This window comes from Burkholderia sp. MSHR3999 (assembly GCF_000833595.1).
Classification (GTDB): domain Bacteria; phylum Pseudomonadota; class Gammaproteobacteria; order Burkholderiales; family Burkholderiaceae; genus Burkholderia; species Burkholderia ubonensis.
Window position 1 is genome coordinate 1,189,076 of record NZ_JRFO01000007.1, and the last position, 23,309, is coordinate 1,212,384.

A 23,309-nucleotide genomic window follows, 5' to 3' on the forward strand; every position below is an offset into this window, starting at 1 on the left:
CAGCCGTTGCCGGCGGGATGGCCGGGCCGGGCGTGAGCTTACGCAGCCTCGTCGTTCGCGTGCGCGGGCAGGCTGAACGCGGCGCGCGCCTGTTCGGCCACCGACGCGAGCGGCGCGGCGAGACGGGCCGCGTCGTGCCGCCGGAGCAGCCACAGGTCGATCTGCGGCTTGAAGTCGGCGAGCGGCACGATGTCGAGCGCGTCGCGCAGCGGGCTCTGCTCGACGAGCGGCAACGGCATCAGGCCGAGGCCGACGCCGTTCGCGGCGCTCTGCAACTGCAGGTCGCGGCCATACGCGTCGAGCGTGACCTGCAGCGGCAGGCGCTGCGCGTCGAGCGCGCGCCGCAGGCTCGCGCGGAAGCCGCAGCCGTCCGGGTTCAGCGCCCAACCGTGCGCGTGGCAGTCGGCGAGCCGGTAGCTGCGGCGCGGCCAGTCGCCGTGGCGGCCGACCACGACGAGCCGCGTGGCCAGCAGCCGCTCGCCTTCGACCTGCGGCGGCAGCACCATCTCGCGCGCAAGGAACACGAGCGCCGCATCGAGCTCGCGCCGCGCGACGCGCTCGACGAGCGCGCCGCCCCACGCGGTCGTGACCTGCGGCGCGAGCGCGGGCCAGCGAGCGCCGAGCGTTTCGAGCAGGCCGGGCAGCATCAGCTCGCCGAGGCCCTGCGTGAGGCCGAGACGGAAGGCGCCGGTGGGCGGCCGTTGTCCGGCGGTCAGCTCGCGCAGCGCGTCGACTTCGCGCAGGATCGCGCGGCATTGCTCGAACACCTGCCGGCCGATGTCGGTCGGCCGCGGCGGTTTCGTGTTGCGGTCGAGCAGCACCACGCCGAGCGCTTCCTCGAGATTCTGCACGCGCCGCGTGATCGCGGGCTGCGTCATCCCCAGCTCGGCGGCCGCCTGGCTGAGGGTCTGGCAGCGGACGACCGCTGCAAAAGCATCGATATCGCTAATTTTCATGTTTGTTCTGCATGATCATTCAGGTGCATCATGACGATCCATCATATTCGAAGAGGCTGCCGATGAATACGCCTGCGTTGCAGCACACGCCGTTGCGCCCGTTCGTCGACGGACTGGACGCGCTGCTCGCGTCCGGCGCGAACGAGGCGCGCATCCTGGACGAGGGCGGCGCGCTGCTGGCTGCGCTCGTCGCGCACGACGACTGGCTGCCCGATGCGTTCGCGCAGCCCGATCCCGAGCGCTACCGCCAGTACCTGCTGTATCTCGATCCGGACGAGCGCTTCTCGATCGTCAGCTTCGTTTGGGGGCCGGGCCAGGCGACGCCGATCCACGACCACACGGTGTGGGGGCTGGTCGGGATGCTGCGCGGCGGCGAGTTCTCGCAGCCTTACCGGCTCGACGCGCAGGGGCGGCCGGCGCCGGCCGGCGACGCGGTCCGGCTCGCGCCGGGGCAGGTCGAGGCCGTGTCGCCGCGCATCGGCGACATTCATCGCGTGAGCAATGCGTTTGCCGACCGCGTGTCGATCAGCATCCACGTGTACGGCGCGAACATCGGCAAGGTCGAGCGCGCCGTCTATCTCGAGGACGGCACCGTGAAGCCGTTCGTTTCCGGCTATTCGAATGCGTGACGCGCGGCATGGCCGAGGATTCCATTCACTTCTTTCACCGACTTCATCCGACATCGTGACGCAACCCACTGATTCCCCCCAACGCTTCGCCGCCGCGTCGTATCAGGACGTGCGCGCCCGCCTGCTTGCCGGCGACGAGATCGCGCTGATCGACGTGCGCGAGGAAGACCCATATGCGCAGGGCCACCCGCTGTGGGCGGCCAATTTCCCGCTGTCGAAGCTCGAACTGGACGCGTGGACGCGGATTCCGCGCCGCGACACGCCGATCGTCGTGTACGGCGACGCGGCCGGCGAGGATCTCGCGCCGCGCGCGGCCGCGCGGCTCGCGCAACTTGGCTACAGCGACGTGCGGCTGCTCGACGGCGGCCTCGCGGGCTGGCGCGCCGCGGGCGGCGAACTGTTCATCGACGTCAACGTGCCGAGCAAGTCGTTCGGCGAATGGGTCGAGGCCGAACGGCATACGCCGTCGCTGTCCGCGCAGGAGGTGCAGGCGCTGATCGACGCGCGCGCGGACGTCGTGATCGTCGACGCGCGCCGTTTCGACGAATACCGGACGATGAACATCCCGACCTCGACCAGCGTGCCGGGCGCGGAGCTCGTGCTGCGCGTGCGCGCGCTCGCGCCGGACCCGGCGACGCGGGTGATCGTCAATTGCGCGGGTCGCACGCGCAGCATCATCGGCACGCAGTCGCTGATCAACGCGGGGCTGCCGAATCCGGTCGCGGCGCTGCGCAACGGCACGATTGGCTGGACGCTCGCGGGGCAGGCGCTGGAGCACGGCGCGGCGCGCCGCTTCCCCGACGAGATCGACGCAACGCTGCGCGCCGATGCGCGCTGCGCCGCGCGCAAGGTCGCCGAACGGGCGGGCGTGCCGCGCATCGCGCTTGCCGACGTGGCCGCGCTCGCGGAGCCGGGCCGCACGCTGTACCGCTTCGACGTGCGCACGCCGGAGGAATACGAGGCCGGTCATCTGCCGGGCTTTGCGAGCGCGCCGGGCGGCCAGCTCGTGCAGGAGACCGACCATCACGCGCCGGTGCGCGGCGCGCGGATCGTGCTCGCGGACGACGACGGCGTGCGCGCGGACATGACCGCGTCGTGGCTCGCGCAGATGGGCTGGGACGTGCGGGTGGTCGAGGCCGACGCGCAGGCTTTCGGCGAGACCGGCCAGCCGCCGCGCGACGTGCCGGCCGCGCCCGGCGTCGCGGAAGTCTCGCCCGCGACGCTGGCGGGCTGGCTGCGCGAAGCGGCGCCCGACGAGATCGCGATCGTCGACGTCACGGCCAGCGCGAATTACGTGAAGCGCCATATTCCGGGCGCGTGGTTCGCGGTGCGCGCGCAGTTGCGCGACGCGCTCGCGGCGATTCCGGCCGCGCGGCGCTACGTGTTCACCTGCGGATCGAGCCTGCTTGCGCGCTTCGCGGCGGCCGACGCGCGCGCGCTGCTGCCCGCGTCGGCGCAGATCGTGGTGCTGGCCGGCGGCACCGCGGCGTGGATCGACGCGGGCCTGCCGGTCGAAGCCGGCGACACGCGGCTCGCGTCGCCGCGCATCGATCGCTACCGGCGTCCGTATGAAGGCACCGACAACGCGGCCGCCGCGATGCAGGCGTATCTCGACTGGGAATTCGGGCTGGTCGAGCAACTCGAGCGCGACGGCACGCACCATTTCCGCGTGATCTGACGCACGGCGGCGCGGTGTGGCGCGCGCCCCCGTGCGCCGCGTTCAACGCTGGAACGTGTCGACCGCCGTGCGGCCGACGGCCGGATCGTCGGTGAAGAATCCGTCGATGCCCGCGCGCAGGTACGCCTGGATCTCGCGCACCGAGCCGGCGGTGTTGCGCGCGCTCGCCGCGCCGCCGTCCTTCAGCGACGCCGGCAGGAAGTTGTTTTCCGGCCGGAACGTATACGGATGCACGACGAGGCCCGCCTCGTGCGCGTAGCGCACGTACGGGGTCGGCTGCTGCAGCGTGCCGTCCGCGCCGACCGCGATGATCGACGCCTTGTACGGGCCGACGCCGTTCGCGTAGGTCGCGACCTCGCGCATCCCGTCACGCGTCGACAGGTCGCCGTACGTGCGCTTGTCGTTCGCCTTCACGAAGTCGTACGGACGCTGCGCCGCGTCGTCCATCAGCTGCACGAGCTTCCAGTTCGGCTGGCTCGACCCGATCCGGTTGCGGATCGCCTTCAGGTTCGCGACTTCGAACGACTGGATGTAGATGGTCGCCGTGCGCGCGGTGTACGGGTCCTTCTGGAGCGCATCGACCAGACGGTCCTCGAGCGGCAGGCCGATCGACTGGAAATAGGTCGGGTGCTTGGTCTCCGGATACAGGTGGATCGTGCGGCCGACCTGCGCGGACATCTGCTTCGCGAGCGCGACGATCTCGTCGAAGGTCGGGATCTCGTACTGGTCGTTGTACGCGGTGTTCGCCGGACGGAACTGCGCAATGCGCTCGCGCGCGCGCAGCGTCTTCAGCTCGGCGAGCGTGAAGTCCTCGGTGAACCAGCCGGTCAGCGGCACGCCGTCGATCGTCTTGGTCGTCTTGCGGCTCGCGAACTGCGGCAGCGCCGACACGTTCGTCGTGCCGGAGATCTCGTTCTCGTGCCGCGCGACGAGCACGCCGTCGCGCGTGGAGACGAGGTCGGGCTCGATCACGTCGGCGCCGTCCTCGATCGCCTTGCGGTACGACGCGAGCGTGTGCTCGGGGCGCAGCGCGCTCGCGCCGCGATGGCCGACCACCTGCACCTTGGCGGACAGCGGCTGGGTGGGGTCCCGGGTGATTTCGTCGCCGCCGCAGCCGGCGAGCACGAACGTGGCGGCGCAGGCAACGGGGACGCAGCGGAGGGCGAACGAGCGCTTGAAAAACATGTCGGTGAACCTTCGGAATGGAAATGACGGATGTCGGGGCGCCCCGCGCGCGATGTGATGTGCGCGGGCGTGTAAACGATGCCGAACGGGACGCGATCGTCTCATCGGATCATTACATCTATATTACTCGTCGCTTTCTGGCCGATTCGTGCTGCGCAGGCTGGCCGGTGGGCAGGTCTTGCGCCGGATGCACTAAACTTGCGGGAATTTTGCATCGCCGGGTCGGGCGGACCGCCGGCCGCGCCGGGCGATGCGGCGACTCGCGGACGGGGGCGGGCGCCGGCCGCCGCGCGCGTCCGGCCCGCGCTCCGGCCGAATTTCCCGGACCCATGACGAACCACACCGATTCCGCCTATCTGCTCGGCGACCTGCTGAAGAACGTTTCCCGCTCCTTCTACCTGACGCTGCGCGTGCTGCCCGACGGCATGCGCGACCCGGTCGGTCTCGCGTACCTGCTCGCGCGCGCGGCCGACACGATCGCGGACACCGCGCTCGTCGCGCCCGACCGCCGCGCGGCGCTGCTGACGCAGTTGCGGGAGAACATCGAGCGGCTCGACGACGGCGTCGCGCTGTCGCAAGCGCTCGAAGACGTGACGCGGATGCAGACGGATTCCCACGAGCACGTGCTGCTCGGCTCGATGCAGCCGATGCTCGCGCTGCTGCGCACGCAGTCGGCCGCCGACAGCGCGGCGATCCGCAAGGTCGTCGCGACGCTGACGTCGGGGATGGAATTCGACCTGCGCACGTTTCCCGACGAGCAGGCGGGGCAGGTCGCCGCGCTGCCGTCGCGCGAGCTGCTCGATCGCTACACGTACCTGGTCGCCGGCTGCGTGGGCGAGTTCTGGACCGACATGACCGGCATGCATACGCGGGCCGCGCGGCGCTGGGACCTGCCGGACATGCGGGAGAAGGGCATCCGCTTCGGCAAGGCGCTGCAGATGACGAACATCCTGCGCGACTGCGCGAAGGACCTGCGGATCGGCCGCTGCTACCTGCCGCAAGAGGTGCTGGACGCTCATGGGCTCCGCGTGCCGGACCTGCTGGCGCCGGACGCGTCGCCGCGCGCGCGGGGCGTGCTGTTCGACCTGCTGCGCGTCGCGCTCGCGCAGTACCGCGACGCGTGCCTGTACACGGTCGCGATTCCTCGCCGCTTCGTGCGGCTGCGGCTCGCGTGCCTTTGGCCGATCCTGATCGGCCTCGAGACGCTGGAACTGCTCGCCGGCCACGACGCGTGGCTCGATCCGGCGCGACCGGCCAAGGTGACGAGAAAGCGCGTCTACCGGATCATGGCGTCGTCGCTCGCGATCGTCGGCTCGAACGCCGCGATCCGCGCGCGGGTGACGCGCCTCATCGACGCGGTCGACGCGTTGATCGGGACGGCGGCCCGTTCCTGAGCAATGGGGAAGGCGCCGGCGTTTTCATTCGTCCCGGCGCAATGCCGGGCGCCAGCGCTTCGCCATCCGCAACGTTGCGACTCACGCAACACCGCAGTGCAACGTTTCGGTTGTCGAAATACGTTTGCCACATTCGTCAGCCATCCTGCGCGGCCATGCGAAACGCAATGAAAGCCTGCGTCGGCCGATTCGTCAGACGAGCCGGGCACGCAGGCGTCTGACGACGTGAGACGGGCGCGGCGCGCACGTAAAAATGTAAAGCTAGGGTTTTCACTGGGAAACGCCTGAAACCGGTGCCAGTCGTACCATTGCGGGCGATTCCTAACTGTTTGGTGAACCCTCGCGTTGCGTCGATCATACGATGACCGACTATGTGTGTTGGGAAATAATCGGTAATCCGTCAGAATTGCGTCCGCATGTACTCGCACATGTGTCACAACCACACCAGATAAGAATTCATTCTTTGAGGACGGAGAATCAATGAAAAAGCGCGTCGCTGTCGCCATGACGGCAGCTGGCCTTGCGGCCGTCACCACCGCACACGCACAGAGCAGCGTGACCCTGTACGGTATCGTCGACAACGGTATCGCATACCAGAACAACTCGTCGTCGACGGGCGCGACCACCGGCGGTCACTCGAAGGTGCAGATGTCGACTGGCGTGTGGGCAGGCAGCCGTTTCGGCCTGAAGGGCTCTGAAGATCTGGGTGGCGGCACGAAGGCGGTGTTCCAGCTCGAAGCGGGCGTGAAGACGAACGACGGCACGTCGCAATGGGCGGGCGGCATCTTCACTCGCCAGGCATGGGTCGGCCTGACCAACCCGACGTACGGTACGCTGACGGCCGGCCGTCAGTACACCGCGTACTACACGCTGCTGTCGCCGTACAGCCCGACGACCTGGCTGACCGGCTACTACGGCGCGCACCCGGGCGATATCGACTCGCTGGATACCAGCTACCGCGCGAACAACTCGATCGTCTACATTTCGCCGAAGTACTACGGCTTCACGGTCGGCGGCTCGTACTCGCTCGGCGGCGTGCCGGGCAGCTTCAACCGCGGCTCGACGTGGAGCGCGGCAATCCAGTACATGAACGGTCCGGCAGGCATCGCGGTCGGCTACCAGCGCATCAACAACGCGACGCTGGGCGGCGGCAACACCTGGGGTGCAAACTCGACGGCCGAGAACGGTACGTCCACGGACGCGAACGGCAATACCGTCGGCAACCAGCCGGCCGTGTCGTCGATCAACAACGGCTATAAGTCGGCTCAGTCGCAGCAGCGCGTCGCAGTGACGGCGGGCTACCAGTTCACGCCGGCATGGGACATCTCGGTGTCGTACTCGAACGTCCAGTACATCCCGGGCACGTTGTCGACGTTCCGCAACACGGCGACCTTCAACACGGCCGGCGCCGTGCTGCACTGGAAGGCGAACGCGCAGTGGGACTTCGCGGCCGGCTACTCGTACACGGCAGCAACGCAGTCGAACGGCATCACCAGCGCGGCCAAGTACCACCAGGTCACGCTGTCGCAGTACTACAGCCTGTCGAAGCGCACGGGCCTGTACGCGGTTGAGGCTTACCAGCACGCGAGCGGCAACACGCTGAACGGCAGCAATGTCATCAAGGCAACGACCTCGATCGGTGACGGCGTCGGCGCGGGTTCGAACCAGAACCAGATCGGCGTCGGCGTCGGCCTGATCCACCGCTTCTGATTCCGCGCGGCGCGCGAGCGCCGCATCCGGAACGCGGTACAGAAACCGGCCTTCGGGCCGGTTTTTTTCTTTTCGTGCGTCGGTAGGGCGCACTTACTCCGATATCGGCGCGCGCGCCGTCATCGCGCATCATCCTCCATCCGGCTTCCCCCCAGCGCCTGAAACAGCGCTGCCGTGTCGGCGAGCCGGTCCGCCTGCGCGCGCGTGCGGTCGAGCGCCGTCTGCAGCGCCTGCCGCTGCGCATCAATCCAGCCGAATTCGCTGAGCCCGCCCGCAGCATAACGGTCGGCCGAAATCGCATTGCCGGCTTCGGCTTCGCGCGCGGCCACGTCGCGCGACTGCAGCGCCGCCGCATCCTGCTCGACGGCGCGCATTGCATCTGCGACCTGCTGCAGCGCCTGCAGCACGGTCTGCCGGTAGACGGCGAACGCCGCGTCGTAGGCCGCTTCCGCCGCGCGCTTCTTCGCGCGTAGCTCGCCGCCATGAAATAGCGGCTGCGTCAGGTTCAGCCCGATGTTCCAGATGTTCAGGCTGTTCACGATGTCCGCGATGCGCATGCGCTCCGAGCCCGCGCCGGCCGAGATCGCAAAGCGCGGATACAGGTTCGCGGTCGCGACGCCGACGTTCGCGCTCGCCTGATGCAGCAGCGCTTCGGCCGCGCGGATGTCGGGCCGTTCGCGCGCCAGCGTCGACGGCAGCGTGACCGGCAGCGTGCCGGGCAGCGCGAGCGCGTCGAGCGGCACGTCGGGCAGGTCCGCGTCCGGCGGCGGCACGCCGAGCAGGATCGCGAGCCGGTGCCCGGCCTGCGCGAACTGGGCCGCGAGCGGCGGCAGCGACGCCTGCGTCTGCGCGAGCAGCGTGCGCTGCGCGTGCACGTCCGCGAGCGGCACGCCGCCCGCTGCGTGGCGCGCTTCGACGATGCGCAACTGGCGCGCCTGCGCATCGGCGAGCCGGCGGGTCAGCTCGATCTGCTGCGCGAGCGACGCGCGCCGGATCACCGTCGCGACGACGTTGCCCGCGAGCGTCAGGCGCGCCGCATCGAGCTCGTACGACCGGTAGTCGACCTGCGCGCGCAGCGCCTCGAGCGCGCGCCGGTTGCCGCCGAACACGTCGAGCACGTACGACACGCTGACCGACGCGTTGTACAGCGTGAACGGCCCCGGCGGCGGCACATTGGCCGGCAGCCCGAACGCCGCGATATCGACTTGCTCGCGCGTGGCGGACAGCTTCGCGTCGATGCTCGGCAGCAGCGTCGCGCCGGCTTCGGCGACGTAGCTCTGCCGCGCCTCGTCGAGTCGCGCGCGTGCTTCGTCGAGCGTCGGGCTGTGCCGCAGCGCGTCGTCGACGAGCCGGTTCAACGCAGCGGAGCCGAATTGCGTCCACCACCGCGGCGGCGCGTGCGCGGCGTTCGAGAAGGTCTGCGCGGTGCCGGCCGCGCCGCTCGCGGCAGCCGTCGTCGCGGGCGGCTCGCCGCGCGTGTAGCGCTGCGTCGGCGGCGCGGACGGCGGGTTGAAGTCGGGGCCGACCGCGCATCCGGCGAGCAGCGAAACGGCGATGGCGGCGGCAACGGCGACGCCGCGTGCGGCAGCGCGGGCGCGGCGCGGGGCGGGCGGCATCGTCATGCTTCTAGTCCAGCGTGCGCCGGTAGAAGCGCAGCGCGATGGCCATCACGACCACGGTGAACACGGCGACGGGCCACACTGACGGCCACAGGTCGGCCCAGCCGTTGCCCTTGAGCAGGATGCCGCGCACGAGGCGGTTGAAATAGGTGAGCGGCAGCAGGTTGCCGAGGAACTGCGCCCACTTCGGCATTCCGGCGAACGGGAACATGAAGCCGGACAGCAGGATGTTCGGCAGGAAGTAGAACACCGCGAGCTGCATCGCCTGCAACTGGTTCTGCGCGAGCGACGACAGCGTGATGCCGACCGTCAGGTTCGCGGCGATGAACAGCAGCGCCGACAGGTAGATCGCGAACACGCCGCCGACGAACGGCACGTCGAACACGAAGCGGGCGGCCGCGAGGATGATCGACACCTGGATCAGCCCGATGAACACGTAAGGCACGATCTTGCCGGTCATCACCTCCAGCGGCAGCACGGGCGTCGCGAGCAGGTTCTCCATCGTGCCGCGTTCGCGCTCGCGCGTGATTGCGAGGCCGGTCATCATTACCATCGTCATCGTCAGGATCACGCCCATCAGGCCCGGCACGACGTTGTACTGCGTGATGCCTTCGGGGTTGTACAGGCGGTGCAGCACGACGTCGAACGCGGCCGGGCGGCCGTTCAGGCGCGCGAGCGGGCCGGTAAGGTCCTTGTCGGCGACCGGCTGCACGAGCCCCGGCAGCGCGCCGAGCGCGGACGCGGTGGCGACCGGATCGGTCGCGTCGGCTTCGACGAGCAGCGCGGGCCGTTCGCCGCGCAGCAGCCGCCGCGAGAAATCGGCGGGCACCGTCAGCACGAACTGCACGTCGCCGCGCGCGAGCGCATGCCGGCCGGCCGCTTCGTCGGGCAGCGTCTCGACGATGTCGAAGTACGCGGAATTGCGCATCGCCGCGATGAAGCTGCGCGAGAACGGGCTCGCGTCGGCGACGATCACCGCGGTCGGCAGGTGCTTCGGGTCCGTGTTGATCGCGAAGCCGAACAGCGTGAGCTGGATGATCGGCACGCCGACGATCATCGCGAACGTCACGCGGTCGCGGCGCAACTGCAGGAATTCCTTCAGCACGATGCTCCACCAGCGCGCGATCGAGAACGACAAGCGGAAGCGCGACGGCGTGCTCATCGCGCGGCTCCGTCGGCGTGGTCGGGCGTGCGGCTCATCAGGTAGATGAACACGTCCTCGAGGCCGGTGTCGGCCGGCTCGACCTTCAGCGACGCATCGCCGGCCGCGACCTGCTCGACCGTCGCCTCCAGCGCGCGGCGGTCGCGGCCGCTCACGTGCAGCGCGGCGCCGAACACGACCGTCTGGTCGACGCCCGGCATCGCGCGCAGCCGTGCGGACAGTTCCGTCAGGCGCTCGCCGCCGATCGCCCAGGTCGCGAGCCCCTGCGACGCGACGATCTCCGCCGACGTGCCTTGCGCGAGCAGCTCGCCGTACGCGATGTACGCGAGCTTGTGGCAGCGCTCGGCCTCGTCCATGTAGTGCGTGCTGACGAGCACCGAGATGCCCTGCGCGGCGAGCCGGTGCAGCTCCTCCCAGAAGTCGCGGCGCGCGGCCGGATCGACGCCGGCGGTCGGCTCGTCGAGCAGCAGCAGCTCGGGGCCGTGCAGCATGCACGCGGCGAGCGCGAGACGCTGCTTCCAGCCGCCGGACAGCGCGCCGGTCAGCTGGTTCGCGCGGCTCGCGAGGCCGAGCGTGTCGAGCGCGCGTTCGACGGCCGCCTGGCGGTCCGGCATCCGGTACACGCGCGCGACGAAGTCGAGGTTCTCGCGGATCGACAGGTCTTCCCAATACGAAAAGCGCTGCGTCATGTAGCCGACGCTGCGCTTGATCTGCGCGCTCTCGCGCACGATGTCGTAGCCGAGGCAGGTGCCGCTGCCCGAGTCGGGCGTGAGCAGGCCGCACATCATCCGGATCGACGTCGTCTTGCCGCTGCCGTTCGGGCCGAGGAAGCCGAAGATCTCGCCGCGCGCGACGCGCAGCGACACGTCCTTCACGACGTGCTTGTCGCCGAAGCGCTTGTTCAGCCGGTCGACGTCGATCGCGTACGGGACGCCCGGCGCGCTCATGGCACCCTCACGGCGACCGGCTGGCCCGGGTGCAGCTTCGGCGCATCGGCGACGGCCGGCCGGGCTTCGATCATGAACACGAGCTTGGTGCGGCTTTCGTTGCTGTAGATGACGGGCGGTGTGTACTCGGCCTGGCTCGACACGTAGGTGATGCGCGCGGGAACGTCGGCCGCGCAGCCGTCGCAATGGATCGCGACCGCGCGGCCGGGCGCGAGCGATGCCACGGCGGCTTCGGGTACGAAGAAGCGCACCTTGACGTTCTGCGGCGGCAGCATCTGCACGACCGGGCTGCCGGCCTGCACCCATTCGCCGAGCCGGTACAGCGTGTCGTAGATGCGCCCGGCAGCGGGCGCCGCGACGCGCTTCTGGTCGAGCTTCCATTGCGCAACGGCGACGGCCGCCTGCGCCGCGTCGACCTGCGCGGCCTGCGCGGCGATCTGCTGCGAACGGCCGGGCAGGCGTGCGACGTCGACCTGGCTGCGCAGCTCGCGCACCTGGGCGGCGCTCGTGCGCGCCGCCGTGCGTGAATCGTCGAGCTGCTGCGCCGAAATGCCGCCGGCCCGGTATTGCCGTTCGTCGCGCGCGAGCTGGTCGGCGGCCTTGCCGGCCTGCGCGACGGCCTGGGCCAGCTGCGCTTTCGTGACGTTCACTTCCGGCGGGCGCTTGCCGGTCCGCAGGTCGGCGAGCTGCGCCTGCGCGGCCGCGAGCTGGTGCTGCGCCTGCTGCAGCGCCGCGGTTTCGTCGACGGCTTCGAGCGCGAACGCGGGCGTGTTCGCGGCGACGCTCTGGCCGCGCTGCACGGCGAGCTGCGCCAGCGTGCCCGATTGCGACGACGACAGATAGACGAATTCGCCTTCGACATAGCCCTGGTAAATCGCGCGCTCGTCGGCGCGCTGCCCGCAGGCGGCGAGCGCGATGCCGGCGGCCAGCAGGAGCGACGTGGCGCGCAGCGCGTTCACGATCGCCTTCCTGAGCGGGGCGGAGGCTGCATGCCGAAGCCGAGCAGCGCGCCGACGTGCCGCTGCAGCACGCCGCGGTCGATTGGCGGCAGCCCGCGCGCGCTTTGCCACAGCTTCGCGGTCGCGAGCGGCAGCATCACGAGCGCGATGATCGACTGGAACAGCAGTGCAGGTTCGAGCGCGGGGTTCACGACGCCTGCCTGCTGCGCGAGCCGGATGCGTTCGGCAAAGCGGCCGATGTGCTCGAGCGGGATGCGCCTGACCATCCGCTCGCGCAACTGGCCGCCTTCGTTGACGATTTCGCGCAGCCACAGCGACGGCAGCCACGGCATCCGCGCGGTGACGTCGAAGAAGCGGTCGACGAGCTCCGCGACGAGCGTGAACGGATCGTTCTCGGCCTGCGGCTCGGTCGGCCGCCAGACGAACGCGATTACCTGCGCGAGGCGTTCCTCGACGATCGCGTCGAGCAGCTGCTCGCGGTTCGTGAAGTAGTAGTGGACCATCGCCGACGTGACGCCGGCCGCCGCCGCGATCTGCGCGACCGTGGTGGCCGCGATGCCGCGCTCGGCGAACAGGCTCGTCGCGACGTCGAGCATGTGGTTGCGCAGGTCGAAGTCGTCCACCGACGGGCGGCGCCCGCGAGGCCTGGCGACGGCGGATTTTGCGTTCATGCAGACGACGCTAATTGACGGGTTAGTTAATTTCAAGGAAGGGTTTTCGACGAAGTTGACGGTCGTCAGGCGGAGTGCGAGGCGGGGCGCGGGTGTGCGGGGCGGGGCGGGGCGGGGGCGGGACGGTGCGGTGGGGGACGGTGTGGGAATGAAGGGAGCGGCTACGGAAATGTGGCGGTTCCGGTTCCGGCGGATCGGCGGGGTACCGATCCGCCCGTGGCGGCGTGCGGGATAGCTACGTACGCTGGATCGCGCCTACTGATCCATCGCCGACTTCAGCGGCTCGTGCTCCCCCGTCAACCCGAACACGACGATCTGCGCCGGCTCGGTATCGCTCGCATTGCGCGACACGAGATGCCGCGAGCCCGGCGGTTCATACCAGCCTTCGCCCGCGCGGTAGCGGCGCAGCGGGCCGTCGTTGACCTGCGACAGCACTTCGCCCTTCGACACGACCGCGAACACCGAGCCGAGATGCCGATGCGGCTCGGACGCCTGGCCGGGCGCGTAGTCGACGGTGGCGACAACGGCCAGCTTGCCGGGCGCTTCCGGCACGGCCTGCTTCATGACGGAGCGCACATTGTCGCCGCCGTCGTGCGCGTGCGCGGCCGGCATCGTCGCGCCCAGCACGAGCGCGGCGCACGCGGCGGCGCGCATGAAAACGTTGCGAGTCATGGCCGCCTCCTTACTCGGGCATCTTGCGGAACGCGATCGCGAAGCGATTCCACGCATTGATCGTCGTCACCAGCAGCGACAGGTCGAACAGCTCCTCGTCGCTGAAATGCGGCTTCACGGCTTCCCAGACAGCGTCCGGCACGTGATTGTCCGCGACCCGCGTCAATGCCTCGGTCCATTCGAGCGCCGCGCGCTCGCGGTCGGTGAAGAACGGCGTCTCGCGCCAGACGACGACCGTCGCGAGGCGGCGGTCGGTCTCGCCGCCCTTGCGCGCGTCGGTGGTGTGCATGTCGACGCAGAACGCGCAGCCGTTGATCTGCGACGCGCGCAGCCGCACGAGCTCGGCGAGCGGCTTCTCGATCGAGCTTTTGGCGAGGAACTCCTCGGCGTTGCGCATCACCTTGATGGCATTCGGGCTGGCGGTGTAGAAGTTCAGGCGGGGTTGCATGGCAGGTCCTCGTTCGGTTGATGCGCACGTTGGCGCGACAGGACCCAGATTAACGAGTGGACTGGCCTGCTGGAATAACCAATTTTTTGTAAATCGAGGTGGCCAATGACGCCTGGTTACCCGGCCGCCCGCAGCAGCGCGGCGAGCTGCGCGAGCGCCGCGTCGATGCGCGTCGCGTCGATGCCGCCGTAGCCGAACAGCAGGCCGGCCTGGCGCGGCGCGTCGACGTGGAAGGCGGCGATGCCGTACAGCCCGATGTCGTGCGCGCGCGCCGCGGCGATCAGCGCGGCTTCGTCGACACCGGCCCTGAGGCGCGCGGCGAGGTGGATGCCCGCAGCCGGCACGATCGCGTCGAGCCACGGCGCGAGGCTGTCGCGCAGGTGCGCGATCAGCACTTTGCGCCGCACGTCGTAATGCTTCTGCACGCGGCGCAGATGCCGCGCGAAATCGCCGTCGAGCATGAAGCGGGCGAGCGCGGTCTGGGTCAGCGTGCAGGTATGCCAGTCGGCGATCTGCTTCGCCTTGCACAGCGCCGGGTGCAGCGCGGCCGGCGGAATCGCGTAGCCGATCCGCAGCTCGGGAAAGATCGTCTTCGAGAACGTGCCGACGTACGCGACGAGGCCCGCGCGGTCGAGGCTCTTCAGCGATTCCATCGGGCGTCCTTCGAAGCGGAACTCGCCGTCGTAGTCGTCCTCGATGATGACGGCCCGCCGCCGCTGCGCCCATTCGAGCAGCGCGACGCGCCGCTCCAGGCTCATCGGCATGCCGAGCGGGAACTGGTGCGACGGCGTCACGTAGACGAGGCGCGCGTCGTCGGGCAGCCGGCCGGCGACGAGCCCGTGCGCGTCGACCGGCACGCCCACCACCGTCGCGCCGAGCGACGCGAACGCGGCGCGCGCCGGCGGGTAGCCGGGGTCCTCGACCGCGACGACGTCGCCGGGCCGCACGACGACGCGTGCGACCACGTCGAGCGCCTGCTGCGCGCCTTGCGTGACGATCACGTCCTGCCAGTTGCAGGCGACCGCGCGGCTGAACGCGACGTAGCGCGCGATCGCGAGCCGCAGCTGCTGGTCGCCGGCCGGGTCGTGATACTGGCCCGGGCCGCGCGCCTGCTGGCGCAGCGCGTGGTGCAGGCAGCGCCGCCACGCGTCGAACGGAAACAGCGTCTTGTCGGTCACGCCGCCGCGGAAATCGAAGCCGAGCGCGGGCAGCGGCTCGGGCATCGCGAGCGCGTCGGGCACGTCGTTCCATATCGCGCGCGCGGTCGGCGCGTCGGCCGGCCGGCGGTCCGCGGCGATCGCCGGCATGGCCGCGGCCGGCTCGTGCGGCACGCGCGCGAGGCCGTCGGCGACGAACGTGCCGTCGCCGCGCCGCGTGTGCAGGTAGCCTTCGGCGGCGAGCCGCTCGAACGCGTCGAGCGTCGTCTTGCGCGACACGCCGAGCTGCGCGGCGAGATCGCGGGTGGACGGCAGCCGCGCGCCGCCGGCGAGACGTCCGTCGACGATCGCGGCGCGCAGTTGCCGGAAGATCTGGCCGGTCAGGTCGTGACGGCCGTCGATGCGAATCGCGATGTCCATCGCAGTGGCTACCTCGTTCGGGGTGGTTTTGCCGGAATCGGCATGTCGCCAGTATGCCGGCTGAAGGGCCGCGCGTCGCGGATTGGACCGGCATGCGCGGCTGCCTTACGATCACGATTCCGATCACGACGTCCCCAGGCCGGAGCGTGTCCATGTTGTCTGAAGAAGAATTCGCGCTGCTCGATGCGATCCGCGCGACCGGCAGCCTGTCGCGCGCGGCGGCGCGCCTCGGCAAGGCGCCGTCGACGGTGTCGCATGCGGCGCGCCAGCTCGAGGCGCGCTTCGACGCGCTGCTGTTCGACCGGCGCCGCTACCGGCTGCAGCTCACGCCCGCCGGCCAGTTGCTCGCCGACGAGGCGGCGCGCCTGATGCTCGACGTCGCGCGGCTCACGCAACGGGTGCGGCAGATCGCGAGCGGCTGGGAGGACCGGTTGTGGATCGTCAGCGACGAGCTGCTCGAGTTCGAATCGATGATGCCGGTGGTCCGCGCGTTCGATGCGCTGGATTCGGGCGTGTCGCTGCGCTTCACGCACGAGGTGCTCGGCGGCACCTGGGAAGCGCTGCGCGACGGCCGGGCCGACCTGATCGTCGGCGCGACCAACGAGCCGCCAGCGATTCCCGGGCTGAAATGGTTCGAGCTGGGCGCGCTCGACTGGGTGTTCGCGGTGTCGCCGCGCCATCCGCTCGCGGCCGCGCGCGACCCGCTGACGCGCGATGCGATCGGCGCGCACCGCGCGGTCGTGGTCGCGGATTCGTCGCGGCTCGCCGCCGGCCGCGCGTACGGCTTGCTGGGTGGCCAGACGGTGCTGGCGGTGCCGTCGATGCGCACGAAGATCCTGGCGCAGCGCGACGGGCTCGGCGTCGGCTGGGTGCCGCGGCGCCGCGCCGCGACGCTGCTCGCGCGCGGCGAGCTGGTCGAGATGCCGACCGCCGAGCCGCGCGAGCCGAACGTGCTGTACGTCGCGTGGCGCGGCGATCGCGAAGGCCGGGCGTTGCAGTGGTGGCTCGAGCAGCTCCGTGTGCCGCGCCTCGCGCAGCGCCTGCTCGACGGGATCGACGTCGTGCCGTGACGGCGTGCGGCTCCGGCCGGAACACGTTCGATGGATTCGAACGTTTTCGTCGCGCGAGTCGTACGGCAGCGGGCAGCTTCGCGCGCACCATGCGTTCACGGTCATTCACCGAAATCACTGGAGAACATCATGGAACGCTTCAAAGGCAAGACGGTGCTCGTCACGGGCGGCACCAGCGGGATTGGCCTCGCGGCCGCACGGGCATTCGCGGCGGAAGGCGCGCGGGTGATCGTCACCGGGCGCGACGTGGAGGCGCTCGCCGCCGCGCAACGCACGCTCGGCGACGGGGCGCTCGCGATCCGCAACGACGCGGGCAGCGTGGCGGCGGCCCGCGAGCTCGCGGATGCGATCAGCGCGGCGGGGGCGCGGCTCGACGCGGTGTTCGTGAACGCGGGCGTCGCGAAGCTCGCGTCGTTCGCGGACGTCGACGAGGCCCTGTGGGATCTCGTGTTCAACACCAACGTGAAGGGCGCGTATTTCCAGATCCAGGCGCTCGTGCCGCTGCTGAACCGCGGCGCGTCGATCGTCATCAACGGGTCGATCAACGCGCACATCGGGATGCCGGGGTCGTCGGTCTACGCGGCGAGCAAGGCCGCGGTGAATTCGCTCGCGAAGACGCTGTCGACGGAGCTGCTGCCGAACGGCGTGCGCGTGAACGTCGTGAGCCCGGGGCCCGTCGAGACGCCGCTGTACGGCAAGCTCGGGCTCGACGCCGCGACGCTCGAGGCGACCGCCGGGAAGATCAAGGGCCTCGTGCCGATCGGCCGGTTCGGCACGCCGGACGAGATCGCGTCGACCGTGCTGCACCTGAGCGCGCCGGAGTCCGCCTTCATCGTCGGCGCGGAAATCATCGCGTCGGGCGGGATGGGGCTGCTTTGAGCGGCTGACGGCGGGCGCCCGCCGTCAGCCGGCGCGTTCGCGCGGCTAGCGCGGCGCGTCGCAAGCACGGCCGGCATCGTCCGGCCCCGCGAGGTTCGTCACCGTCAGCCCGCCGAACGTCGCGCCGCCGTGCTCCGCGAACACGGCGACGCGGTCGGCATCGCCGGGCGGGAAGATCAGGTCGGTGATCGCGGTGCGGCCGTGACCTGCGAACACTTCGACCGAGCCGCGATCGACGACGATTTCGAGCGGCAACCGCCCGTTTTGCAGCGGCAGGTTCACGATGTGCTGCCGGCTGAATGCGTTGGAGAAATTCGCCTCGCCGGATTGCGACCGGTCGAGCGTCAACGTCTGCCTCGCCGTGTCGTAGACGATCCGCGTGCCGATCGCGCCATCCGCCGAGCGCCGCACGACGAGCCCTGCGCGCGCGGCCGACTGCGGCGTGAGCGTCAGCGTGATCCGCTGCACCGTGCCGCGCGTCGCGGCCGGCAGTTCTCGCGTCGCCGACGCGACGCTCACGTTGCCGAGATGCGTTGCGGGCCGGCCGTCCGCCCACGCGTCGAACGCCGGAGCCGGCGTGACGACGAGCCGCGGCTCGCCGTCGATCGTCTTCAGCGCGAACGCGCGCGGCAGCGTCATCGCGCCGCGCCACGGCGTGGTCGGCGCCTTGGCCGCATAGTCCCAGTTGCTCATCCACGCGATGCCGACCGGTTGCGCGCCCGGCGCGCCCGAGAACGTGCCGGCTGCGTAGAAATCCGCGCCGTGATCGACCCAGCGGAACTGCGCGGGATCGGCGCCGGCCGGCGCGACGCGATCGGGCGTGAACGTGCGGCCGTCGAAGTCGCCGACGAAAACCATCGACCCCGAGCCGCCCGCGATCGACCACGGATTGACGTTGACGATCATCACCCACTTGATCCGCGCCGGATCGCCGTCGAGCGGCAGCGCGATCAGGTCGGGCATTTCCCACAGCGCGCCGTCGTGCGGCACGCCGGGCAGCGTGAAGTCGCTCAGGAACGCCCAGTGGATCAGGTCGTCGGAGCGATAGAGCTTGACGACCTGCGCATCGGCGACGACCGTCGTCATCAGCCAGTACCCGCCCGGCGCGTACCACGACACCTTCGGGTCGCGAAACTGCTTCGATTCCGGATCGAGCGTGAGCACCGGGTTGTGCGCGTACGGCCGCCAGGTCGCGCCGTGATCGAGGCTGTACGCGAGCGACTGCGCCTGCGTGCCGGGCGCGTGGCCGGAGCCCGCCTTGTAGACGCTCGTATACAGCGCGACGAGCGGCGTCTGCCCCGGCGCGCCGAGGCCGGACGTGTTGCGGGTATCGGCGACGATCGAGCCGGAAAAGAATTCCTCGGTCGCGTTCGCGCGCATCGCGACCGGCTGCTCGCGCCAGTGGACGAGGTCGGTGCTGGTCGCATGGCCCCAGGACATGTTGCCCCAGTCGTTGCCGGCCGGATTGAACTGATAGAACAGGTGATAGCGGCCGTTCTCGTAGACGAGGCCGTTCGGGTCGTTCATCCAGTTGCGCCGCGGCGTGTAGTGAATCGCGGGCCGCCATTGCGGCGTGCCGTCGGCGACGGGCGCGGCGCAGGGGGCGACGCAGGGCGCGGCGGCGTGCGCGCCGGCCGTGCACGCGAGCAGGAGCGCCGCGTGGAAGGGAAAACGGGGTAGCGTGAATCTCATGCGTGGTTCCAGGCTGCGTCCGGCGAAGCGGACCGCCGCGCGCTGCGCGCCGGATGCGGATTGGCGGCGCGGCGCGCGGCGGGCAGAGGGTGACGGCACGCGCGCGCACGGGACACGCCCGATACGCGCGCGCTGCGCGTGACTGCGCGCGGCCGTCGTCAGTGGCCGGGGCCCTGCGCGGGCAGGTTCGCGGGGATGTCGCCGTAGCCGCCGAGACCGCCGCGGCCGTACTGGCGGTCGACCGCCGTCGACGTGCCGTTGATGTTGACCTTCACCGTCGGCGCGAGCGTGCCGCCGCGGCGCGGGCCGATCGCGTCGATGAACGACTCGACGAGCCCGCCCGGCATCACGTAGTGCGAATACGACTGGAATTCGCGCGGGTTCTGGTTCGGGTCCTGCGCATACGGCGCGCCGGCCGGCGCCGAGAAGTCGGTCGGGTTGCCGAGCACGAGGCCGCTGCCGCCGTTCAGCGGCAGGAAGTCGCTGCGGATGCCGTTGCCGACGAAGCCGTAGACACCGTCCGGCCCGTCCACGCCCGCGGCCATCGTCGTGCGGTGGCTGATCGTGAACAGGTAGTACTTGCCGTCCTTCAGGTAGATCTGCGGACGCTCGGTCTGGTCGTCCACGCAGTTCGCCGACAGTATCGGCGGCAGGAACTTCCACGCGGTCAGCTGCGGGTTCGTCGCGACCGCGAGGCCGACGTTGGCCTTTTGATACACTGCGCCGGCATTCATCACCGCGTTGAGGTCTTCCTTGTACGGATCGTTCGGCGCGTAGCCGAGGTCGGCTTCAGTGCAGGTGCGCGCGCCGCGCGGGCCGCCCGTGTTGCCCTCGAACACCATGTAGGTCTTGCCCGGGTGCGCGGGATCGGTGAACACGAACGGGTCGCGGAACGAGAAGTAGGTGTTCTGCTGGCCGGTCTGGTAGTAGTTGCCGTCCGGCTGCAGCAGCGCCTTGTGATCGTCGAAGCCGCTGAACCACACGTGCTTGTCGTCGGCATGGATGTGGCCGTCGGCGCGCGTGATGATCGCCTGGGGCGGCGTGATGTCGGCGCCGCCCGGCGCCGAGCGGTTGAACGACGTCGCGGTGTAGTAGAGGCTGACGTTGTCGCCTTGCGTGAGGCGCGCGGAGCCCGACCATTCGGCGTTGTTGGTCATCGGCGAGGTGCCGAACACCTTGGCGCTCGCGCCGTCCGGGAACAGGTGGCCGCCCCAGGTCCAGCCGCCGTTCGCCGGACGCTGGGACGCGGGGATGCCCGCGCGGCGGTAGAAGAAGCCGATCCGCGCGTGCACGTGGCGGTCGTCGAACGTGTAGCCGGCATGCGGGTCGGCGGTGAGCGAGAAGATCACCTCCCAGCCCTTGTAGCTGAGCTGGTTCGCGCGCAGGTCGGCGAGCGGCCACGTGTCCCAGACCCACACGTTCGAGTTGATCAGCGGGAAATCCTGCGGGATGTCCGGCATCGTCAGGGCTTGCGGCAGCGAGTTCCGGTCGGCGCCGGCGGTGTGCGACTGGGCGACGATCTGACGGATGTCGGCGCGGGTCCAGCGCATCGTGAAGTTGCTCTCGGGGTCGTACGCCTGCTGCGTGTGCGGCGTGGGCTCCGGGGCGCCGGCGGTCTGCGCATGTGCAACGACGGCGAAGGCCGCGAAGGCGGCCAGTGCGCAGCCAGCGAGCGGCAAACGTTTGCCCTGCGGCGAGCGGAAAAAGGGGAAGTATGTCATCTCGGCGTTGTTTCGTTTGACGGTGAAAGGGAACGGCTGAAGGTGGCATCGATGTCCAAACCGGTTTGGATGCTATTTCAAACCGGTTTGGGCGTCAAAAGATATTTATTTGACGGTAATGCTTACCAAATGGAAATAATTACCCGGTCGGAGGCGGCCGGGTGGACTGGCGAATGCGAGGAACGACGGTGAAGGTGAATCTGAAGGCGCTCTCGGATGCGCTCGGGCTGTCGCGCACGACGGTCAGCCGGGCGCTGAACGGCTATGACGACGTGAGCGAGGCGACCCGCGAACGGGTGATGAAGGCCGCGCGCGAGATGGGCTACGTCGCGGACCCGACCGCGCGCCGCCTCGCGACCGGGCGCGCGGACGCGATCGGGATCGTCTATCCGTTCGGCGCGGGCGATCTCGGCGATCCGCGCTTCGCCGAAGTCGTCGCGGGGATCACCGAGCGGCTCGCCGAGCGCAACCTCGATTTCTTCATCGTGTCCGCGCGGCCGAATGCGGAGCTGGACACCTACCGGCGGCTCGTCGACGGCAAGCTCGTCGACGGGCTGATCGTCGCGCGTACGCTCGTCGACGATCCGCGCATCGCGTTCCTGGCGTCGCGCGGGTTTCCGTATGTCGCGTACGGCCGCACCGAGCGCACGGAACCGTACGCGTGGTTCGACTTCGACAACGCGGCCGGCGCGAAGGCGGCCGTCGAGCGGCTGATCGGGTTCGGGCACCGGCGCATCGCGATGATCGGCGCGCCGCTGACGCTGAATTTCGCGGCGCAGCGGCGCGCGGGCTTCGACGCCGCGCTGCGCGAGGCCGGCATCGAGCCGGATCCGGCGCTGCGGGTCGAGTGCCCGTTCACGCGCGACGGCGGCCTGCAGGCGGCGCGCGCGCTGCTCGCGCTCGCCGAGCCGCCGACCGCGATTTTCGTCGACAACAACATCGCGGGCAGCGGCGCGTTTCGCGCGATCGTCGACAGCGGGCGGCGGCTGGGCGAGGCGCTGTCGCTGATCGTCTACGACGGCGTGCCCGACGACGTCGCGCATCCGCACCGCGTGACCGCGATCGTGCAGCCGACCGGGCACGCAACGGGGCGGTCGCTCGCGGAGCTGATGCTCGGGATGATCGACGGCGGCGGCCGCGGGCAGCGGCTCGAAATGCCGGTCGTCGAAGCAGGGGACACGGACGGGCCGCCGCGCGGAAATCCATGACGGCCATAAGGTCGTATCTCCATTTTTCTAGACGACTGGTCTAATCGGCGGCTATCATCCAGCCTGTCGAATGCAGCGGCGCCCATTCGGCGCGGCTGCCGAAGTGAGGCAACGGGGCGCAGGCGGGTTTGCGCGATGTCATCGGGCTTCATTGCGGGACGTGCCGAGACGACTGGTCTAATAGAGAGTTCGCATGCAGGCCCTCGCTGACGCGGACCGCACGTCGACGTGCCATATTTGATTGACGGGCAGGCGCACGATGCGCGGCCCTGTTTCCACCCTTTCGAAGGAGTGTCCGATCATGAAGATTCTCGTTGTGCTGACGTCGCACGACACCCTGGGCGACACCGGCAAGAAGACCGGCTTCTGGCTCGAGGAGCTGGCGGCGCCGTACTACGCGTTCAAGGATGCGGGCGCGGAACTGACGCTCGTGTCGCCGCTGGGCGGGCAGCCGCCGCTCGATCCGAAGAGCAGCGATCCGTCCGCGCAGACCGACGCGACCCGCTGCTTCGAAGCGGACGCGGCCGCGAAAGCCGAGCTGGCCGCCACGCGCAAGCTCGCCGACGTGTTGCCCGACGACTACGACGCGGTGTTCTATCCGGGCGGCCACGGCCCGCTGTGGGATCTTGCCGAGGACCTGCATTCGATCTCGCTGATCGAGCGCACGCTCGGCGCCGGCAAGCCGGTCGCGCTCGTGTGCCATGCGCCGGGCGTGCTGCGCCACGTGAAGGACCCGAAGACGGCCGAATCGGTGGTGCGCGGCAAGCGCGTGACCGGCTTCTCGAACAGCGAGGAAGCCGCCGTCGAGCTGACCGAAGTCGTGCCGTTCCTCGTGCAGGACATGCTCGAGACCAATGGCGCGCGCTACGAGCACGGCCCCGACTGGGCGCCGCACGTCGTCGTCGACGGGCTGCTGATCACCGGCCAGAACCCGGCGTCGTCGGCGCCGGCGGCCGACGCGCTGCTCGCGCAGCTCAAGCGCGCGTAGCCTCCCGCGCGGCGCCGAACGTTGCGGCGCCGCCCGTTTTCGTCGCCCGCCGGCCCGTGCCGGCGGGCATCCCGGATCGGTTCGCCGCGCGTTGCGCGGCGGGCCGTACCCGTGCTGTCGTTTTGCAGGACCAATCAAAGGAGT

At 70.1% G+C, this 23,309-nt stretch carries 20 protein-coding genes; 8 read left to right on the plus strand and 12 right to left on the minus strand.

What is annotated here, in order from left to right; all coding sequences use genetic code 11:
* Positions 1 to 38: 38 nt before the first annotated feature.
* Positions 39 to 956, minus strand: a complete 918-nt coding sequence (locus KY49_RS28825; protein WP_042587772.1) for a LysR family transcriptional regulator — start codon at positions 954 to 956, stop codon at positions 39 to 41.
* A gap of 62 nt (positions 957 to 1,018) precedes the next feature.
* On the opposite strand from KY49_RS28825, the gene KY49_RS28830 reads away from it, so the two are divergent.
* Positions 1,019 to 1,585, plus strand: a complete 567-nt coding sequence (locus KY49_RS28830) for a cysteine dioxygenase (RefSeq protein WP_042588813.1) — start codon at positions 1,019 to 1,021, stop codon at positions 1,583 to 1,585.
* A gap of 55 nt (positions 1,586 to 1,640) precedes the next feature.
* Positions 1,641 to 3,263 carry a rhodanese-related sulfurtransferase gene (locus tag KY49_RS28835; RefSeq protein WP_042587773.1) on the plus strand — a complete coding sequence of 541 codons (1,623 nt, stop codon included), beginning with the start codon at positions 1,641 to 1,643 and terminating at the stop codon, positions 3,261 to 3,263.
* A gap of 42 nt (positions 3,264 to 3,305) precedes the next feature.
* On the opposite strand, the gene KY49_RS28840 is transcribed toward KY49_RS28835, so the two are convergent.
* Positions 3,306 to 4,448, minus strand: a complete 1,143-nt coding sequence (locus KY49_RS28840; protein ID WP_042587774.1) for a glycerophosphodiester phosphodiesterase — start codon at positions 4,446 to 4,448, stop codon at positions 3,306 to 3,308.
* Positions 4,449 to 4,777: 329 nt separating this feature from the next.
* Between KY49_RS28840 and KY49_RS28845 the strand changes: the two genes are divergently transcribed.
* Both KY49_RS28845 and KY49_RS28850 read left to right on the plus strand, forming a co-directional pair.
* On the plus strand, positions 4,778 to 5,842 hold the full coding sequence (locus KY49_RS28845) for a phytoene/squalene synthase family protein (protein ID WP_042587775.1): 1,065 nt from the start codon (positions 4,778 to 4,780) through the stop codon (positions 5,840 to 5,842).
* Positions 5,843 to 6,322: 480 nt separating this feature from the next.
* The gene (locus tag KY49_RS28850) at positions 6,323 to 7,552 is read left to right on the plus strand and encodes a porin (RefSeq protein ID WP_042587776.1); all 1,230 of its coding nucleotides are present in this window, start codon (positions 6,323 to 6,325) and stop codon (positions 7,550 to 7,552) included.
* 119 nt (positions 7,553 to 7,671) lie between these two features.
* Here the strand turns inward: KY49_RS28850 and KY49_RS28855 are convergent, their stop codons facing one another.
* The 8 genes from KY49_RS28855 to pdxR all read right to left on the minus strand — a co-directional run bounded on the left by KY49_RS28855 (position 7,672) and on the right by pdxR (position 15,607).
* A complete protein-coding gene (locus KY49_RS28855; protein ID WP_042588814.1) occupies positions 7,672 to 9,168 on the minus strand; it encodes an efflux transporter outer membrane subunit in 1,497 nt (498 codons plus the stop codon).
* 10 nt (positions 9,169 to 9,178) lie between these two features.
* Positions 9,179 to 10,333 carry an ABC transporter permease gene (locus tag KY49_RS28860; protein WP_042587777.1) on the minus strand — a complete coding sequence of 385 codons (1,155 nt, stop codon included), beginning with the start codon at positions 10,331 to 10,333 and terminating at the stop codon, positions 9,179 to 9,181.
* Complete coding sequence (locus tag KY49_RS28865) at positions 10,330 to 11,280, minus strand: ABC transporter ATP-binding protein (RefSeq protein WP_042587778.1); 951 nt, start codon at positions 11,278 to 11,280, stop codon at positions 10,330 to 10,332. The genes KY49_RS28860 and KY49_RS28865 overlap by 4 nt, the downstream gene beginning before the upstream one ends.
* Positions 11,277 to 12,239 (minus strand): HlyD family secretion protein, encoded by a 963-nt coding sequence (locus KY49_RS28870; protein WP_042587779.1) that lies wholly within the window; start codon positions 12,237 to 12,239, stop codon positions 11,277 to 11,279. Before KY49_RS28870 ends, KY49_RS28865 begins: the two co-directional genes overlap by 4 nt.
* Positions 12,236 to 12,910 carry a TetR/AcrR family transcriptional regulator gene (locus KY49_RS28875; RefSeq protein ID WP_042587780.1) on the minus strand — a complete coding sequence of 225 codons (675 nt, stop codon included), beginning with the start codon at positions 12,908 to 12,910 and terminating at the stop codon, positions 12,236 to 12,238. Before KY49_RS28875 ends, KY49_RS28870 begins: the two co-directional genes overlap by 4 nt.
* Positions 12,911 to 13,165: 255 nt before the next feature.
* Positions 13,166 to 13,582: a cupin domain-containing protein gene (locus tag KY49_RS28880; protein WP_042587781.1), complete on the minus strand. Its 417-nt coding sequence runs from the start codon at positions 13,580 to 13,582 to the stop codon at positions 13,166 to 13,168.
* A 10-nt stretch (positions 13,583 to 13,592) separates the two neighbouring features.
* Positions 13,593 to 14,030, minus strand: coding sequence for a carboxymuconolactone decarboxylase family protein (locus KY49_RS28885; protein WP_010099649.1), 438 nt, complete (start codon positions 14,028 to 14,030; stop codon positions 13,593 to 13,595).
* A 116-nt stretch (positions 14,031 to 14,146) separates the two neighbouring features.
* Positions 14,147 to 15,607 (minus strand): MocR-like pyridoxine biosynthesis transcription factor PdxR, encoded by a 1,461-nt coding sequence (gene pdxR / locus KY49_RS28890; protein ID WP_042587782.1) that lies wholly within the window; start codon positions 15,605 to 15,607, stop codon positions 14,147 to 14,149.
* A 152-nt stretch (positions 15,608 to 15,759) separates the two neighbouring features.
* On the opposite strand from pdxR, the gene KY49_RS28895 reads away from it, so the two are divergent.
* Both KY49_RS28895 and KY49_RS28900 read left to right on the plus strand, forming a co-directional pair.
* A complete protein-coding gene (locus KY49_RS28895) occupies positions 15,760 to 16,677 on the plus strand; it encodes a LysR family transcriptional regulator (protein WP_042588815.1) in 918 nt (305 codons plus the stop codon).
* 129 nt (positions 16,678 to 16,806) lie between these two features.
* Positions 16,807 to 17,556 (plus strand): SDR family oxidoreductase, encoded by a 750-nt coding sequence (locus KY49_RS28900; RefSeq protein WP_042587783.1) that lies wholly within the window; start codon positions 16,807 to 16,809, stop codon positions 17,554 to 17,556.
* 45 nt (positions 17,557 to 17,601) lie between these two features.
* Here KY49_RS28900 and KY49_RS28905 read toward each other — a convergent pair whose 3' ends face one another.
* Together KY49_RS28905 and KY49_RS28910 are read right to left on the minus strand one after the other, a co-directional pair.
* Positions 17,602 to 19,248 carry a glycoside hydrolase family 32 protein gene (locus KY49_RS28905; RefSeq protein WP_042587784.1) on the minus strand — a complete coding sequence of 549 codons (1,647 nt, stop codon included), beginning with the start codon at positions 19,246 to 19,248 and terminating at the stop codon, positions 17,602 to 17,604.
* A gap of 158 nt (positions 19,249 to 19,406) precedes the next feature.
* Positions 19,407 to 20,969, minus strand: a complete 1,563-nt coding sequence (locus KY49_RS28910; RefSeq protein WP_042587785.1) for a glycoside hydrolase family 68 protein — start codon at positions 20,967 to 20,969, stop codon at positions 19,407 to 19,409.
* 173 nt (positions 20,970 to 21,142) lie between these two features.
* Here KY49_RS28910 and KY49_RS28915 point away from each other — a divergent pair, with 173 nt between their 5' ends.
* Positions 21,143 to 22,177 (plus strand): substrate-binding domain-containing protein, encoded by a 1,035-nt coding sequence (locus KY49_RS28915; protein ID WP_042587786.1) that lies wholly within the window; start codon positions 21,143 to 21,145, stop codon positions 22,175 to 22,177.
* 301 nt (positions 22,178 to 22,478) lie between these two features.
* On the plus strand, positions 22,479 to 23,165 hold the full coding sequence (locus tag KY49_RS28920; protein WP_042587787.1) for a type 1 glutamine amidotransferase domain-containing protein: 687 nt from the start codon (positions 22,479 to 22,481) through the stop codon (positions 23,163 to 23,165).
* The last annotated feature ends 144 nt before the right edge of the window (positions 23,166 to 23,309 follow it).